The following is a 17923-nucleotide window of genomic DNA, read 5'->3' as shown; positions in this document are numbered from 1 at the left end:
CTTCAACGACTACATCGACTGGCTAAATCAATTAGCTAACATCGATAATTAGCCTTTTAGTGCAGACAAAATTTGCTGCTTAACGTCATCGATACCTTGCGTACCATCAAACTTGTCATAGTTAGGCGCATCATCGCCTTCTTTAGCTTTGTCTTGGTAAAAACCAACCAATGCTGACGTTTGCTCATGATAAGTAGATAGACGGTCACGGATAGTCGCTTCTTGGTCATCTTCACGCTGGATAAGCGCTTCACCAGTGACGTCATCGATGCCTTCAACCTTTGGTGGATTGTGATCGACATGATAAACACGACCTGAACCTGGATGCTGACGACGGCCAGACAAACGGCTCACGATTTCGTCATCAGGTACACTGATTTCGATAACATGGTCAATAGCAACATCAGCGTCTGCAAGTGCTTGCGCTTGAGGAATAGTGCGCGGGAAACCATCTAGGATACAACCATTCACACAATCAGGCTTAGCGATACGCTCTTTCACTAGGTTGATAATGAGGTCATCAGAAACCAAACCACCAGCATTCATGATATCTTTGGCTTTTTTGCCAAGCTCGCTACCTTCTTTAATTGCTGCACGTAGCATGTCGCCAGTTGAGATCTGTGGAATATCATATTCTTTAGAAATAAACTGGGCTTGGGTACCTTTACCGGCGCCTGGTGGTCCTAGTAAAATAATACGCATCATTACACGACTCTCCTTAATAGATAGGATTTTGGGATTAATAAAACTCTGGGATTAGTTGTTTGCAAAGCTACCTTACCTTGTGGCCCTGCAAAGCTCAAGTATTTTCATTATTGATGTGATAAGTTGGCATGACTTATCTGTTCATACATGGTCAATTCAAGATAAAAAGCAGCAGCATTGACTGCGTTTAAAATGCCCATTTATATATCTGGGTCATCTTCACTTCATATCTCTTTCAAATTAGAACAATCATAGCACCGTTGCTCGCGTCCCTACCGAGCAACAGCGCCTGTATACTACATACCATTAGCGTCCAGTATTTATATTACTACTATGACTATGGAACTTGCTGATTGATTTCCACGTTGACCTGATTTTGTTCTGCGCTGATAACCACTGGATTGCCTGAGAGGTCGCCTGACTCTGCGGTAGCATTGCCACTATGGCTGATACGAGCGATGACCGCTAACTGTACTTTATCAGAACGAGCCGATCCTAAGGTACGCTCTGGCATCATAGCATCAAGATCACTTAAACTAATAACTGCTTCGCCTTGTTTGATATTGCTAATTGGTAGACGCTTCGCGGCAAATGGTGGACCACCTTTCACGTCACGTATCGCTACGAATAGCGTATCGTCAGCTTTTACCAATGGTAACAGACTAGCATTTATTTTAACTGTCACCTCGACGCCTTCAGAGGCCTGCTGCTGCTGCATCACCACATTAGCACTAAGCTCATCTAGACTTGATAGCGCTTGCGTATGATCACCCGGTTTGGCAGCGATACTGTCACGCAGACGTTTAATCCAGCCTTGCGCTTGATCGAAGTTACTAGCACGAGCTTCACCCATCGCCATAAGCATCTGTGCGCCCTCGTGCTCTGGGTTTGTGACCAGTATGTTTTCTAACACTCGGCGGCTATTGGCATCTAACTGACCCTTATTAGCAAAGAAACTGATCTGCGCATAAGTGGTCGCAATCTCTTCGTTATCAGGTGATAGACGATAAGCGCGCGACAAGGCCTCCAATGCCGAATCAGTCGCCTCTAATGACAAGAACAGCTCCGATAGGCGCATCCAGCGATTGTAGTCACTGGCATGACGATAGACGTTAGTCTGCATGGCACTAATCAGCTGATTGCCATCCTCAATTGCCCAAGCAGGTGGCTGATCGATTCTACCTGTCAATAAATCATCTGCCACTTGACCGACTTTGTCCTCAGCAGCCCACAGCTCAAATACAGGTGTGCGATCACCGACCATCAGATATGCCATGGCAGTTAATACAGGTACCCAAACCATAATAATCAATCGGCTTTTGATACCTGGTGTGACCATTGGTGACACTTCACGCTGGGCGTCCAAAAGCTGACGCTCAAGCTCAAGCTTCTGGTTTTGATAGTGATGGTCATCAATGATACCACTGTCTTTGTCTGTTTTCAGCTCTGCTAGTCGCTCACGAAACACAGCAACGTTGATATCCAGCAGTTGATTGTCCACAGGCTTACTATGCGAACGCGGTGCTCTTAACCACGGCTTAATGGTGATAATGCCCAATAGTAGAGCGACAAGTAAACTTAGCGCAATAAATAAGCCAACAGTAGAAAATATGGTCATTTTTTGCCCCCAAGGCTTGTAGTGTCGTCTTTGTCATCGTTAGTGACTCGTGACAATAAGCGATCAAGTTCTGCTTTTTCAGCGGCAGACAACGCTTTGACATCGTTGTCTACTGCTACACCACTCTCGCCGCTGGCGACAAGCTGACGGCGTTTACTATGCCAAAACCAACCGACCAATAAAACGATCAATAATAATGGTGGGAAAAACCATAAAATCCATGTTGAAGGACGTACTGGCGGCTTATAACTTATAAAATCACCATAACGCTCTTGCATATAGGCTCGAATTTCGCCATCACTACGACCATCTTTTATCAAGTCATAGGTTTTTTGCTTTAAGTCTTGGGCAATGGGTGCATCAGACCCTGCCAAGTTTTGGTTTTGACATTTTGGACAGCGCAGCTCTTCGATAAGACCGCGATACTGGGCTTCTTGTTGCACAGAATCAAAATCGTAGACATCAATGGCAGCAAAGCTTGCCATGCTGAATAGACAAGCGATAAACAAGCTTACTAACTTTATGGTCGCGTTTCTTATTTGGTAGGCTATCATTTGCACGCCTCCGCAACTTGGCTCGGATCTGGACTGACACCATTATTACTAGCGTCATTGAGTACCATCAAGCAAGGCGTGATACGACTTTGCCAATTGCTCTCATTGATCTCACCGATGATATGCTGACGAATAATCCCATCACCATCGACGATGAAAGTCTCAGGCGCACCAGTCAGACCTAAGTCTAGAGCGAACTGCCCTGATAAGTCCTGAATAGACATAGAGAACGGGTCACCACCGCGATTCAGATACCCTAATGCATCCCCAATATCATCTTTGTAGTTTACGCCTACTAAGTTAACACCGCGCTCTTCTAGCTTCATCAAAAAAGGATGCTCAATGATACAAGTTGGACACCAAGAGCCCCAAACATTCATGAGGAATGGCTTATCTGGCAAGTTGTCATTGGTCATGATACGACTGGTATCTGATAATAATGGCAACTCAAAAGCAGGTACTGGACGCTCAAGCGCTGTATTGGTCACGATATCAGTCGGTTTGCCCAAACGCATATAGAGCATAGCGACCAAACCAATAAAGATGACCAGTGGAAACAAAAACCCAATTTTAAGTTTTTTCTTAGTTTTTACTTTATTGCTGCTTGGCGCTTTAATCCCGTTAACCGCTTCTTGCTGAGCTTTTTTATCAGGTTCATTGTTTGAGGTAGTCATATTAACGCTCCCCTATCTTTGTAGCTGACGTATCCAAATCTGCAACCGTCGCAAAGCCTGATTTTTTGGCCGCGATTTGTGCAGGTGTTTTGGTTTTTTTGATACGGTAACGATTGTCTAGCATACTGAGCAATGCGCCAAACGCCATGATAAGCGCACCCAACCATATCCAGCGGATAAGCGGTTTGACATAGATACGGAAAGCCCATTCATTGCTATCTTCAGCAATTGGCTCACCAAGTGCTACATAGACATCGCGCATCAGATTGGCATCAATCGCAGCTTCTGTCATCGGCATCATACTGATAATATAGTTACGCTTTTCAGGATATAACGTGGTCACTTCTTGACCGTCTTTACTGACTGTTACTTCTGCTTGCGTAGCGTCAAAGTTACTGCCTTTTACTTCACTAAAGCCTTTTACCGTAAAGTCATAGCCTTGCACGTTGACACTGTCATTAGGCCCTAATGCCACATCGCGCTCAATGCTCAACGTAGTGGTAAATGCCACGCCGATAACTGCAATGATGACGCCAATATGAGCGGTTTGCTGACCCCAGTAGCTTAGACGCAACTGACGTAAGCCGTTTAAACGACTTGGTGCATTTTTGGTCTTGTCTTTGAAATCGACAACCATCCATAACAACACCCAAAAGCTCACAGCCAATGTGACACCGATATTTAGCATCGCTGATGGACTGGTAAAATAGGTGATAATGGCAGCCAATACCAAACTGCTCACCGCGATAACCATACCAGCACCCAATAACGGGCGGCTGTCTTGTTTCCAGCGGATATTAGAGCCCATACCCATCGCTACCAGTAGCAGCCATGTCAACGGCACAAATAGAGCGTTAAAGTATGGAGGGCCAACAGATACCTGACCTAAATTAAAGGCATCAGCAATAATAGGATATAGCGTACCAAGTAGTACCACTAAGGTTGAAATTAGAATAATAACGTTGTTAATCACCAAAAATGATTCACGTGAGATGAGTCGATACTGACTCTCGACCGTCAAACGCCAACCACGTACAGCAAACATCAATAGACCACCGCCGACAATGATACCGAGGATGACTAAAATCACTAGACCACGCGTCGGATCAGCGGCAAACGAATGCACTGACGTGATGACACCTGAACGTACTAAGAACGTACCAAGCAGACTAAGCGCAAAAGCAAAGATCGCGAGCATGATTGTCCATGCTTTAAATACACCGCGTTTTTCGGTGACAGCAAGTGAATGCAGTAGCGCCGTTCCTGCCAACCACGGCATCAATGAGGCGTTCTCTACTGGATCCCAGAACCACCAACCGCCCCAGCCAAGCTCATAATAAGCCCACCATGAGCCAAGCGCGATACCGACTGTTAAGAAACCCCAAGCAGCTAATGCCCATGGACGCGACCAGCGTGTCCATACCGCATCCAAACGCCCTTCCCACAGTGCTGCCATACAAAACGCAAATGGTACTACCATGCCTACGTAGCCCATATAAAGCATCGGTGGGTGAATGATCAGACCAAAATCTTGCAATACAGGGTTTAGATCCGCGCCATCAACAGGTAGATTGGGTAGTGTGCGATCAAATGGTGATGAGGTAAAGATAAGCATCGCTAGCATCATCATCTGCACGCCTGCCAATATCACCAGCACTCGCGCACGCATGGACAACGGCAACCCACGACTGAAGTAAGAGACCAGCGCACACCAAGTGGCCATGATGGTCATCCACAGTAGTAGCGAGCCTTCATGTCCGCCCCATGTCGCCGACAGCTTGTAATACCAAGGCAGCAATGTATTGGAATGCTGAGTGACGTAGACGAGACTAAAATCGTTGTAATAAAAGCCTGCCATCAGCGCAGCAAATGAGGTAATCATTGCCGCAAATTGTGCCCATGCCAGACTTGGCGCCAAACGCTGCCAAGCGACGTGGTCACGCATGACGCCAATGGTTGGTAATACCACCTGCAAAATCGCCAATATAAAAGCGGCCAGCAAGGCAAAATAACCCAATTCTGTGATTAACATACGGTCTAACCTTGTTTACCTTGGATACAATTAAGGGTTCACCGATGGCATTGCTAGCCACTGGCAAACGCTAATAGTCCTTTATGCGGTCATAGTTTACGGTTAAAAACTGAGGTTTCAATTGCTGTAGAAGCACATAAAACCCGCTACTATCATTGTGACGTATCAATATGAATGATTGATACAAAATGCTTATCTGTTGTTAATTTTACATTTTTTAGTTATTCAAAGCTTATTCAATACAGCCGTTCATGACTAATTAAAAATACTTATTGATGCATTATTGCATCGAGGGGAAAAATACTAACACTAAATGCAACCAACCTGCTAGAAAACCAGTCAAACCGCCCAGAACAATCAACGTCATCTCATCCTCACGGAAAGCGGGACGCAACAGATTTTGAAACTCATTTGGCGTGAGCGCACGTATTCTATCGCGAAACAGACCAAATATCTTACTGGCTCGGCTTTCATTTAGCTCAGGATCCCGCAGTGGCACCATCGTTGCGACAATAGATTTGTCGATAATGGTATTTTTGAGTTGGCCATAATCGCGGCGTCCCAACCCCACACGTAGTGTCGTGCTAATCACTGGTGACTCTAGTACCGTATATAGATGCGATTTCATCAAGTCACGCGTTTGCGCTGAGCGATCACCATACATCATCTCATTCATGATGTTTTCTAGAGTGACCAAATCCTTTACCACAATCTCAGCAAAAACCTCAGAAACTTCCTCTTGGCGCTTCATAAAGCCGCCTTGCAAACGATACTTTGCGATATGCGGTATGACGGGTTTGATAAATGGAAAGCGACTTTGCACCGTAAATAACTTCAAATAAGGGATAAAGCGCGGCTCTACTGGATTAAACACCATCCAAATGGCAATCCAATTGGTGAGAAAACCCCAAATCGCGGCAAAGAATGGTACGGTCCAATGCTGCGGCACCACCAAAAATATAAACATCTGGATAATACCAAATACCAGACCAATCAAAGCACTAATGTGCCAGATAAAGTCGATCTCTTTTTGACCGACCTTTAAAAACATATTGACCATCAAACGACGATCATTTTCCATGGTGTTGACAATCATTTTACGCATATCGACCAAGTCTTCGACATGATAAGTCAAATCTGTCACAAGCGACTGCATAATACTAGGTAGCTCTTTATGGGCTTGCGCATAGACACGGCGCTTTAGGGCGTAAGGCAGATTGCCCCACAATGCTGGCGAGTGATCCAGCATAATCTCATCAATCAATGGCTCAAGGTTTTTGTCCACCGTATCAGTGACAAATATCGCCATTTGCTCAGGTTCCATCGCCTTAAAAAACTCATCAAGTGAACCGAGTTTTGAGAGCGTCTGGTCAACGATAACCCCTGATATTTTGCCCGCTTTGCGCGGAACGATACCTTGCCAACCAATACCTGGTAACCCAAAAAATGGGAAGTTAGGAATACGAATACCCCAGAACTTGACCGGATAGAACAGCATCTTGAGCGCCATCCACACATGTACCCAAGTGACGAATGCCGTCACTGGTGGGATGGTCAGCATGGCAAAGAACTCTGGGTGTTCAGCTATCGTCTGCCATAATGAATTTACGTCCATGACTTATCTAGTCCCTGACAGGTTGATTGTCGTTGCTAATACTGTCGTTACTGATAGCGACACTTTAGCAAAATGAGAACGTTTCAAAAGACGCTCCGCCCATAATAACTACTATGAAATAAATCGCCTGATTTTAGCATACTTGCCATTTATTAGCACATATAGACCAGCGGCAAGTTGTGACTAAAGATGACATGGTTCATATCGTCTGCTAACCAACAAAAACCTAAATATAAGCTAGTGCTTGGTCAGTAGATAATCAAGACAAAATATATGACTGAGTACTGCGCCTGCTCATTTGTTCTGTTATAATTTGTAGTGCAATAACAAAGACTACCTGCGTATAAATGACTGCATAACGATTTCACCCCATACCCTTCTATGTGATTGAAACCATTTGCATTATCTTTTAGACTCACCGCACTTTGGTTAACCAACCTGCCCTCTTATTTTTCTTTTATTGACTCACTGACCGTTTGGGCTCTGATCTTCTATGAATAAACCGATAACTCCCAATACCGAACAGGTCAACAGCACCTTTACTAATCGTATTATCATCTTTGGGATTATAATATTGATTGGTTTGGGCGGTTTGATAACACGCTATGGGTATTTGCAAGTCTACGCTCATGATCAGTACACAACGCAAGCCGATAACAACCGTATCAAACTGATATCTGCGCCGCCTAGTCGTGGGTATATCTATGATCGTAACGGGGTAATACTGGCAGACAACCAGCCAGTCTTTACAGCGATGCTCAGTCCTGATGAGGTCGAAAATCCTGAACGCACGTTGCATCTACTCGCGCCGATTTTTGATTTAACCGATACAGATATCACTGACATCTTGGCGCGTCTAAGTAAAAATAAAAACGACCCTGTGACGATTAAGATCGATTTAACAGAAGCACAGTTGGCACAGTTTAGTGAGCGTAAGCCATTCTTCCGCGGGGTATCTATCCAAAGCAAACTTACGCGCTCTTATCCTTACGATGAGCTGTTTGCCCATGTCATTGGCTATGTCGGACGTATCAATGACAAAGAGTCAAAGCGTATCGATAAAGACCGTTACGCTGGTACCGATCTAATTGGTAAGATTGGTATTGAGGACTACTATGAAGATATTTTGCTTGGGCAACCGGGTTATCAATCGGTAGAAACAGACGCACATGGCAATATTTTGCGTCAACTGGATACCAAGCCGCCGATAGCGGGTAACGATATTACGTTGAGCTTGGATTATGGTTTGCAAACCATCGCCCAACAGCAGCTCGATGGACGCCGCGGTGCAATCGTTGCGATAGATCCCAAAAACGGTGACGTCTTGGCATTTGTTAGTAATCCAAGCTACGACCCTAATCCTTTTATATCAGGTATTTCTTTTAAAGATTACGACGATCTACGTGAAGATTTGGATCAGCCCTTGTATAACCGTGCACTACAAGGTACCTACCCACCTGGCTCTACTATCAAGCCATTTGAGGGTTTGGGCGGTATTCATTATGGTCTACGTGATTGGAACAGCACTATCTATGACCCTGGTTATTTTAGCTTACCTGGAGACAGCCATCGATTCCGCGACTGGAAACGTGGCGGTCATGGCACAGTAGATCTAAAAAAATCCATCGCGATGTCGGTTGATACTTATTATTATAAGTTGGCTTACGAGATGGGCATTCAGCGTCTGCACGACTGGATGGTGCGTTTTGGTTTTGGTGAGGATACTGGTATTGATTTGCCTAATGAAAAATCAGGCATCATGCCATCACCAAAATGGAAAAAAGACACTTATGATAAAGATTGGCTACCGGGCGAAACGATCTCGGTCAGTATTGGACAAGGGTATTTCTTGGCAACACCATTACAGATTGCCAATGCTACGGCCATGACTGCCAGTAAAGGGCAGCACATCACCCCACATTTATTAAAGAGCAGTGACGGCGCTGCGGACGTCAAAATCATCACTAAGCCAGATGGCAAAATCGACTATAACGGTAAGCCGTCCGACTGGTTGCGTATGCATGATGCGATGGAAAGCGTGGTAGAAAACGGTACAGGACGCGGTATCTATACCCCGCGCTATCGTATCGCTGGTAAAACAGGTACTGCACAGGTGAAGTCCATCGCGCAGGGCAAACGTTATGACAAGTCAGCGATTGATAAGCGCCACTGGGATCACGCTTGGTTTAATGGTTTTGCCCCAGTAGAAGACCCGCAGATTGCCCTTGCGGTATTGGTCGAAAATGGCGGCGGTGGTAGTGCTGTTGCAGCACCTATTGGCCGTGCTCTATTTGATTACTGGGTATTACAACGCAAGACAGATCCTGTGCTACCACCTTCTGCTGACGAGCTAAAAGTTATTAAACGCCAAAAGGCTTTTGAAAAAGCGATGCGTGATGCCATTCGTGATAAAGAAGCAAAAGCGTTAGAAGAAAAAGAAGCCGCGGAAGCTGAAGCGGCAGCAGCGACGTCTGAGTAACTAGACCTTTAAGTGATTAATAGTATAAAAAGCAAAACCTAGCAAAGAATTGGTAAGCGAGACACAATAATGAAAAAAGCCTCAAATGGACGCGCACCAAAGAATAACCGTAAGGCGAAAAGTGCGGCAGCGGGTGATGTACGCATTATCGGTGGTCAGTTTAAGCGCCGTATTGTAAGTTTCATCGATGCAGATGGCCTGCGCCCGACCCCAGATCGCTTGCGGGAGACTTTATTTAACTGGCTACTCGCTGACATTCATGATGCCCATGTGCTCGATAGCTGTGCTGGCAGTGGCGTACTAGGGTTTGAAGCGCTATCTCGCGGTGCAGCTCACACGACATTTATCGAAATCAATCCAGCACAAAGTAACATGCTACGTCAGAGCGCTGAGCAATTACGTCTTGAGTCTACTGCTTACCAAATCATCACTGGCACTGCTGAGCAAGTATTGCGTCAAGAGCATCTGACTGCACGCCCTTTTGATATCGTATTTATCGATCCACCTTATGCTCAGGATTTATGGCAGCCTATTTTGACTGCGCTTATTACCAATGCCTTAATAAATACTGAAACACTGATTTATTTAGAAGCTGATAAAGATTTGTCAGCACAGCTTAAGCAGTTGGAGGCGTCGCTAAATGAGAATTTAGACCTCCAATCAAGCGTTACTCAGCAACCAATCGCTTTTGAATGCTTGAAACAAACCAAAGTCGGACAAGTTGTCGCTGGACTTTATCGTCTATCATCGTCATAATTGTCGGGTTAATGAAAGCCGTTAACGTATTTTACAAATGTTTAGAACCGCTAAAAACTGGCCGACGCTGCAGTTTAATGTATATAAGGCGAAAATAAACCCCAATGCAGCTTGCAAGCGTAGGCGCTACTGCTTATAATGTGCAGTCTGTTTTTTGAGAGCCCCGTTCCCAGCTAAACTCTCAACGAATTCTAATTTTAAGGTTTTATCATGAAAACACTTAGTGCAAAACCAGCTGAAGTGACCCATGACTGGTATGTCGTAGATGCTGACGGCAAAACCCTTGGTCGCTTAGCCACTCAAATCGCAACTCGCTTACGTGGCAAGCACAAGCCTTCTTTTACTCCGCACGTTGATACTGGTGACTTTATTGTTGTCATCAATGCTGACAAAATCACGGTAACGGGTAAAAAAGCACAAGACAAAAAGTACTATCGTCACAGTGGCTACCCAGGTGGTATTAAAGAAACCAACTTCAATAAGTTGCTTGCACATAAGCCTGAAGATGTTCTACACAAAGCAGTTAAGGGTATGCTTCCAAAGGGCCCTCTTGGCTATGCGATGATCAAGAAGCTGAAACTTTATGCGGGTACTGATCATCCACATACTGCACAGCAACCTAAAGAACTAGACATCTAAGGATATACTTATGGAACGCAATTACGGAACTGGTCGCCGCAAGACGTCTACTGCTCGTGTATTTTTATCAAAAGGTACTGGTAGTATCGTTGTTAACGGTAAGCCACTTGACGAATACTTCAGCCGTGAAACTTCACGCATGGTTGTACGTCAGCCATTAGAACTACTAGACTCTGCTAACGCATATGACTTATATGTAACTGTTGCAGGCGGTGGTATTAGTGGTCAAGCTGGCGCAATCCGCCACGGCATCACACGTGCATTAATCGAAGCTGACGAAACTTTAAAACCTGCTCTAAAAGCAGCTGGTTTTGTTACTCGTGATTCACGTCAAGTTGAACGTAAGAAACTGGGTCTACGTAAAGCACGTAAACGTCCACAGTTCTCAAAACGTTAATCAAAACTATCTCTTATATTTTTGCTGCTGTTGTCTTTTTCTCAGAGCTTCAGTAGCAAAGTTAAATAAGAGTCTGGTTTTGCAAAACCTTATAAGCTGGTCACAGCTTATAAGGTTTTTTTATGCCTACTGATAGCGTGTTGATTATCTAACGGTCTTCCTCAAACCAGCTTTGTTTTACGGCAATAACTAACATGAGTGCCTTGTTTCGATACTACAAAGTAGAGCGTCTGTAGAAATTCTAACTTGCAAAGCATTAAACGCTACCCCATCATATCAGTAACTTTTTATTATTAGCCATGATGCCTCAAACCGTGCCGCAGAAGGATATTATGAAAGCGCCAGAACAATTCGACCCTAGCAAGCCATCTGCCAATAGCAGCGTGCCGCCTAGCATGAAACAGTCGGCTAAGTCGCCTGCGATACCTGCTGGCACACCGACGATTACCCAAAACCATAAGCGTACAGCGCAAGCAGATAACAAGCCATTTCAGTGGCAGTTCTTATTACCCAAGAATTGGGGCATTTGGTTATTATTCTTGATAATGCTACCCATGATATATCTGCCATTACGCTGGCAGTTTTGGCTAGGTCGTAAGCTCGGTATATTGATTTATAAAGCTGCTGGCTCACGTAGACGCGATACGCTAATCAATCTGAAGCTGGCATTTCCAGAAAAGCCCGAAGCTGAACGTGAACTAATGGCCAAGCAAGTATTTGTCAATCAAGGCATTGGCGTGTTTGAAACGTTATGCGCTTGGTTCAGGCCCAATATATTTACTAGAACTGTATCCATCTCAGGGTTACAGCATATTGTTAATGCGCAAAATGAGCAGCGACCAGTTATCCTGCTAGGTGCACATTATACGATGCTAGATTTGGGTGGCCTATTATGTGCGCAGTTTTTCCCTGTAGACTGTATGTATCGTACGCAAAACAATCCTTTATTAGACTGGTTTATTTATAATGGTCGTACCAATATTTTTGGTAAGCAAATCTCTAGTCGTGATATGCGAAGCTTAGTTACCTCTATCAAAGCAGGACACGTCATCTGGTACTCTCCTGATCAAGACTATGGTCTCAAGCAAGGTGTCATGGCGCCATTTTTCGGTGTACTTGCTGCAACGATTACTGCATCGCGTCGCATGGCGAAACTGGGTAGCAAAGCAAAGCCACCAGCTGTCATGGCACTGCATACTTATCGGCAAACGCCTGACAACTTGCCGCGTGGTAAACGCCCACATTATCATTTAACGATTACGCCAGAATTAGATAATTATCCAAGTAAAGATGAAGTCGCTGATGCCACTCGGGTCAATGAAGTTTTAGAAGGACTCATTCGTATTGATCCTACACAGTGGATGTGGTTTCATCGCCGCTTCAAACATGGGCCAAATGGTCGTACTGATATCTATAAGTAAGTCTTTATTCCCAAAAATACTGGTGAAGTTTGCTATACTTTGCGGCTAATATTTTGCATTTTAGCTGTGCACTGATAATAATTTGATAAACAAAATAACGGATTTTCCATGAGCAATAACAGTACTCCTGACAATCAAACTTCTGATACTTCAACCGAAGCCAAGCGCATCCTGACTGGTATCAAGCCAACTGGTATTCCACACTTAGGTAACTATGTTGGCGCGATTCGTCCAGCGATTGAGTCTATTCAAAATAGTGATCATGAAGCGTTTTTCTTTTTGGCAGATTACCATGGCATCATCGGCTGTTATGATCCTGCTATCATTCATGAATCGACGAGAGCCATTGCCGCCACATGGATTGCTTGTGGCCTAGACCCTGAGCGTGTTACGTTCTATCGTCAGTCAGACGTGCCTGAAATTCCAGAGCTCGCTTGGATTTTGAACTGCTCATGCGCTAAAGGTTTGATGAACCGCGCCCATGCCTACAAAGCGGCCGTTGATATCAATACAGAAAAAGCCGATGTCGATCCTGATCAAGGTGTCACCATGGGTCTATTCGGTTATCCCGTGCTAATGGCGGCTGATATCTTGATGTTTAATGCGACCCATGTGCCTGTTGGTCGTGACCAAGTGCAGCATATCGAGATGGCGCGTGATATCGCAGGTACTTTTAATCATCGTTATAAGTCGCTTTTCACGCTACCGTCAGCAGTCGTTGATAACGATATACCGCTGCTTACTGGGCTTGATGGCCGCAAGATGAGTAAGAGCTATAGCAATACGATTCCCCTATTCGGTGAGCCAAACCCGCAAGTTAGTCCTGAAAAACAAATGCATAAAGCCATCATGAAAATTGTGACTAACTCACAGCTACCTGATGAGCCAAAAGATCCTGATGATTCAGCTATCTTTGAGATTTATAAAGCATTTGCGACCGCTGAAGAGATTGCTGATATGCGTGCGCGTTATGCCGCTGGTATTGGTTGGGGCGACGCTAAGCAAGCTTTGTTTGATAAGATTAATGAAGAAATCGCGCCATTCCGTGCACGTTACGAAGAGCTGATGGCCAATCCAAAAGAGCTAGAAGAAATCTTGCAGATGGGTGCGAATAAAGCCCGTCGCCATAGTCGTAAGCAACTAGACAAAGCTCGCCGTGCTATCGGCATCCGTCCGCTTGCTAGGCTTAAATAATCGTTGCTGGAATAGTCGTTTCACTGGCGCAACTTATTATCAAAGCGGGTGCTAAACGTGCAAACTGAACCAAACACCAAACAGGCGGCTTTATCTAAAGTCGCCTTATCTGCTATGGCTGATTCAACCTCCGAACTTACATACAATCAGAGCGAGCATGATGAATCAGTCAACCATGATATGTCGCTACGTATCTATCAAACGCCTGTGCAGCATTTGCCAGAAGACCTGTATGTACCACCGCAAGCCTTTGCTATTTGGTTAGAGCAATTTGCTGGTCCATTGGATTTTCTGTTGTATTTGGTCAAAAAAAACAACGTCGATTTGACCCAAATGCCCATTCTGCCCATCACTGAGCAATACTTAGCTTATATCGGTGAATTGGATACCGAGCACTTTGAATTAGCGGGTGATTATCTGCTAATGGCATCAACGCTCATCGCTATCAAAACCGAACTGCTATTACCTGCCCCTGATACCCCAACCGACGAGCGTGATCCAAAAGCAGAACTGATCGAGCGCCTCGAAGAATACGCGCAAATCAAAGTGGTCAGTCAGCGCCTAGACAATCTAGTACGCTTAGAGCGCGATGTTTTTTTGGCCATGGTTAGTATGCCTGGTCAAGACGTTATGAATGCGGAACTGCCAAGCTACTCACCTAACTTGCTGATTGATAGTTTATTTAAAATGCAGCTACAGCCTGACTATCAAATGCATACGATCAAAGTTGATGCAGTACCACTTGCCGATCGTATTGCCAGTATCAGCAGGCAATTAAGTACGGACGGGGCGCGCTCCTTTTATGAGCTACTAGACAAGGCACAAGGTAAAATAGGCGTGGTTGTAAGTTTCGTCGCCGTACTTGAGCTTATAAAGCGGCAGTTGGTTGGTGTGGTTAACATTGAGACAGATAGCGATATCGTCAAATCTGTTTCCAATGACGAACTACCTGATACGGATAGTGAGCCTACCGCACTTACGTTACAGTGGTTAGCCTAGTAGGCTCTAAGACTGTCTCCTAGCCCATTCTCTATTAAAATCACAATATTGAAATAAGAGCATACTTTAGATGGTAGATATTGAAGACCCAAAGCAACATGACGAAACCCAAGAATCAACAACTATGACTACATCACCATCAGCTGAAGCGCAGCATAATTCTCTTGAAGAGATGAGTAAACATATCGAGGTGCTGTTGCATGCGTCAGAGGCACCGCTGACCGCTCACGCATTAAAAAAACATTTGTCATTATCTACTAAAGAATTAAAGCAAACCTTGGAAGTGCTGCAACAACGCTTAGATACAGGTGTGCTTAGGCTACATGAGACAGCCAGCGGTTATCGCTTACAAATATCTGATGACTATAGCAGTCTAATCCAGCGTACTTTTCCGCAGCGTCAGGAACGCCTGAGCCAAGCTTTACTTGAAACCCTAAGTGTCATTGCTTATAAACAACCTGTGACACGCAGTGATATCGAGCATGTGCGCGGAGTGACATTATCGAGCAATATACTGCGCCAGTTATTTGATAAAGGATGGATTGTGGAGAAAGGTTTTAAAGATACTCTAGGCCGTCCTGCATTGCTTCATACTACTGCGCAGTTTTTAGATGCGTTTGGATTAAGCCATCTAGATGAACTACCACCTATGCCAGATATCGCAACCATACGATCTATGTCTTAAGTTTTCTGCTGACTAAATTATGGCTGCTCATAAAAAAGGACAGACCGCATAGGATCTGTCCTTTTTATTACGTTGCTGATTTTGAACTGATATCAAAACCTAGCAACATATCGGTTAATTACTGGTTAATAACGTCAACACCCTTTGGTGGTGTAAATTTAAACTGACTGCTACCAATACTTGGGTTCATCTTAATACCGCTAAACTTGATAGAAGTTGTTTGACCCAAAGTATCATTCAATACCATCATGACAGGTTTGCCACCACTAAAGCTTATTGAAAGACTTTTGAAACTTGCGCTGTCTGACTTAGGATAGAGCACATAGTAGTTTTTGTTGTCATATGGCTGAGTGATCTTGAAGTTTTGATCAATTTTACTCGGATCACCCGACAGTAGCAAAGCTGGTGTATTACCTACTTGGCTGTCAACATTCTGCTTAGTTGCTTGCTCTAAATCCTTGTCATAAACCCACATAGAGTTACCATTAGCAACGATTAACTGCTCTGATGGTGACTTAGTTTCCCAACGGAAATTATTTGGACGTTGGACACTCATAGAGCCTTTAAATGTACCACTACTCGCGCCTTCAGTTGTTTGACTAAAATTGGCTGTCATACTCTTGGTGTTGGTCAGCAATTTATTCAAACGTTTAGCTGCTGTTAGGTTGTCAGCAGGAGCTGCGGTAGCCGTTTGAGTCAATGCCATCATTGGCGCTGCGATACCTAGCGATGTCATTAATACACCTGCTAAAGCACCACTCATCATTTTTTGTTTGGTTGATTTTTTCGTAGATAAGTTCATCATAAATCCTCTCTAAAAAAGCATAATCGCTTTAAAGTTGTCACTAAAAATAAAATGTTCTATTGAAATTCTTGTTTTCTATAAATACTGATTTTACCAAGTTAAAACTGGTAACCATCAGCAATGGCAACAGTGTGCCAGTTTTTTTATTACGCGCCTAGTCATGATTTGCAATCTTTACTACGGCTGCCATACACGCTTGTAACCAATGCAGTTACACGGTAAAAGTTTGCAGTTAGAACTCTTAGCCATAGTAATTACGCTAATAGTGGCCTTAAAAATATCGCTTAGAAGAATCATCATTACCTTACGATACTCTACAAACGTAAAAAGCCCCTACTACCATAAGGTAGTAAGGGCTTTTTTAATTATCTGATCATTCTATCCAAAGAATAAAACGATCTAAATAGATAATTATGCGTTTTCAACCGTAACATAACGACGGTTAAATTTACCTTTGGTCGCAAACTTTACAACACCGTCATTCAGTGCAAATAAAGTATGGTCACGACCCATGCCAACGCCTTCGCCTGCGTGGAATTCAGTACCACGTTGACGAACGATGATGTTACCAGCTGTGATAGCTTGGCCACCAAAGATTTTTACGCCTAGCATTTTTGGGTTTGAATCACGACCGTTACGGCTCGAACCGGCAGCTTTTTTATGTGCCATGAGAAAATCTCCTTGTTAATTTGACTTATCGCTGATGCGATAACTCTTAAGCATTTAGTGCGCTATTTAGCAATAATTGCTAAATGGATAATTAGGCATTAATCGCTTTGATTTTTAACAAGGTGTACCATTGGCGGTGACCTTGTTCTTTGTGATAATGCTTACGACGGTTGTGCTTGATGATACGGATTTTTTCGCCGCGACCATGCTCAACAACTTCAACTTCTACGCTAGCGCCGTCAACAACAGGCTGACCGATTTTGACGTTATCGCCGTCAACAACCATCAACACGTCTTCAAATTTGATTGTTTCGCCTTTTTCTGCTTTTAGTAGTTCAACTTTAAGCAACTCATCGACGACTACACGGTGCTGTTTACCACCAGTTTTGATTACTGCGTACATTGTATGACTCCGTTTAACCCGTGTGCCGTGGCTGATGTTATACCAACGCTTTTACGACGAACACGACAGGGAAAAATTAAAGGCAAGATTTTACGGCTTTTTGCTTATAAAAGCAAGCCGCGCCTCTTGTTTTTGCAAGGTGGTTACACTAATGACCATCTCTCATTTAGCTATAACGGCTGCTCATCAAAGAAAGTCGATAAACGACAATACGAATATAAACATGAGAAATAGTAATGATAAGTGATAGATTAAGCCCAACAGCGGCCATTATAACT

General features: G+C 44.0%; 17 protein-coding genes. 8 read left to right on the top strand and 9 right to left on the bottom strand.

Annotation, left to right across the window (positions count from 1 at the left end; all coding sequences use genetic code 11):
• Positions 1-48 precede the first annotated feature (48 nt).
• The 6 genes from adk to ABFV72_RS09335 form a co-directional block, all read right to left on the bottom strand.
• Entirely contained in the window at positions 49-702 is a 654-nt protein-coding gene (gene adk, locus ABFV72_RS09360) for an adenylate kinase (protein WP_180952604.1), read from the bottom strand.
• Positions 703-1042: 340 nt separating this feature from the next.
• On the bottom strand, positions 1043-2323 hold the full coding sequence (ccmI, locus tag ABFV72_RS09355; protein ID WP_298807164.1) for a c-type cytochrome biogenesis protein CcmI: 1281 nt from the start codon (positions 2321-2323) through the stop codon (positions 1043-1045).
• Positions 2320-2808, bottom strand: a complete 489-nt coding sequence (locus ABFV72_RS09350; RefSeq protein WP_431192095.1) for a cytochrome c-type biogenesis protein — start codon at positions 2806-2808, stop codon at positions 2320-2322. The genes ccmI and ABFV72_RS09350 overlap by 4 nt, the downstream gene beginning before the upstream one ends.
• A gap of 65 nt (positions 2809-2873) precedes the next feature.
• Positions 2874-3551 (bottom strand): DsbE family thiol:disulfide interchange protein, encoded by a 678-nt coding sequence (locus ABFV72_RS09345; RefSeq protein ID WP_347163361.1) that lies wholly within the window; start codon positions 3549-3551, stop codon positions 2874-2876.
• Between the two features lies 1 nt (position 3552).
• A complete protein-coding gene (locus tag ABFV72_RS09340) occupies positions 3553-5583 on the bottom strand; it encodes a heme lyase CcmF/NrfE family subunit (protein WP_179798394.1) in 2031 nt (676 codons plus the stop codon).
• Positions 5584-5863: 280 nt separating this feature from the next.
• Positions 5864-7198, bottom strand: a complete 1335-nt coding sequence (locus ABFV72_RS09335; RefSeq protein WP_347163360.1) for a hypothetical protein — start codon at positions 7196-7198, stop codon at positions 5864-5866.
• A 493-nt stretch (positions 7199-7691) separates the two neighbouring features.
• Between ABFV72_RS09335 and mrdA the strand changes: the two genes are divergently transcribed.
• From mrdA to scpB, 8 genes are all read left to right on the top strand, one after another.
• Positions 7692-9677 carry a penicillin-binding protein 2 gene (gene mrdA, locus ABFV72_RS09330; RefSeq protein ID WP_165597007.1) on the top strand — a complete coding sequence of 662 codons (1986 nt, stop codon included), beginning with the start codon at positions 7692-7694 and terminating at the stop codon, positions 9675-9677.
• 69 nt (positions 9678-9746) lie between these two features.
• Positions 9747-10433 (top strand): 16S rRNA (guanine(966)-N(2))-methyltransferase RsmD, encoded by a 687-nt coding sequence (gene rsmD, locus ABFV72_RS09325; protein WP_347163358.1) that lies wholly within the window; start codon positions 9747-9749, stop codon positions 10431-10433.
• A 210-nt stretch (positions 10434-10643) separates the two neighbouring features.
• Positions 10644-11072, top strand: a complete 429-nt coding sequence (gene rplM / locus ABFV72_RS09320) for a 50S ribosomal protein L13 (protein WP_057761004.1) — start codon at positions 10644-10646, stop codon at positions 11070-11072.
• Between the two features lie 10 nt (positions 11073-11082).
• Entirely contained in the window at positions 11083-11469 is a 387-nt protein-coding gene (gene rpsI / locus ABFV72_RS09315; RefSeq protein WP_021813618.1) for a 30S ribosomal protein S9, read from the top strand.
• A gap of 332 nt (positions 11470-11801) precedes the next feature.
• Positions 11802-12890 carry a lipid A biosynthesis acyltransferase gene (locus tag ABFV72_RS09310; RefSeq protein ID WP_347163356.1) on the top strand — a complete coding sequence of 363 codons (1089 nt, stop codon included), beginning with the start codon at positions 11802-11804 and terminating at the stop codon, positions 12888-12890.
• Positions 12891-12998: 108 nt separating this feature from the next.
• Positions 12999-14084, top strand: coding sequence for a tryptophan--tRNA ligase (locus ABFV72_RS09305; protein ID WP_347163354.1), 1086 nt, complete (start codon positions 12999-13001; stop codon positions 14082-14084).
• Positions 14085-14264: 180 nt separating this feature from the next.
• Positions 14265-15083 carry a segregation and condensation protein A gene (locus tag ABFV72_RS09300; protein ID WP_347163478.1) on the top strand — a complete coding sequence of 273 codons (819 nt, stop codon included), beginning with the start codon at positions 14265-14267 and terminating at the stop codon, positions 15081-15083.
• Positions 15084-15207: 124 nt separating this feature from the next.
• Complete coding sequence (gene scpB, locus ABFV72_RS09295) at positions 15208-15768, top strand: SMC-Scp complex subunit ScpB (protein ID WP_347163476.1); 561 nt, start codon at positions 15208-15210, stop codon at positions 15766-15768.
• A gap of 118 nt (positions 15769-15886) precedes the next feature.
• Here the strand turns inward: scpB and lolA are convergent, their stop codons facing one another.
• The 3 genes from lolA to rplU all read right to left on the bottom strand — a co-directional run bounded on the left by lolA (position 15887) and on the right by rplU (position 17645).
• Positions 15887-16573: an outer membrane lipoprotein chaperone LolA gene (gene lolA, locus ABFV72_RS09290; RefSeq protein ID WP_347163353.1), complete on the bottom strand. Its 687-nt coding sequence runs from the start codon at positions 16571-16573 to the stop codon at positions 15887-15889.
• Between the two features lie 411 nt (positions 16574-16984).
• Positions 16985-17242 carry a 50S ribosomal protein L27 gene (rpmA, locus tag ABFV72_RS09285; protein WP_021813611.1) on the bottom strand — a complete coding sequence of 86 codons (258 nt, stop codon included), beginning with the start codon at positions 17240-17242 and terminating at the stop codon, positions 16985-16987.
• 91 nt (positions 17243-17333) lie between these two features.
• Complete coding sequence (rplU, locus tag ABFV72_RS09280) at positions 17334-17645, bottom strand: 50S ribosomal protein L21 (RefSeq protein ID WP_057761012.1); 312 nt, start codon at positions 17643-17645, stop codon at positions 17334-17336.
• Positions 17646-17923: the final 278 nt, after the last annotated feature.

It is taken from the genome of Psychrobacter proteolyticus (assembly GCF_039762275.1).
Taxonomy (GTDB): domain Bacteria; phylum Pseudomonadota; class Gammaproteobacteria; order Pseudomonadales; family Moraxellaceae; genus Psychrobacter; species Psychrobacter proteolyticus_C.
This window is presented reverse-complemented; position numbering and strand designations above follow the sequence as displayed.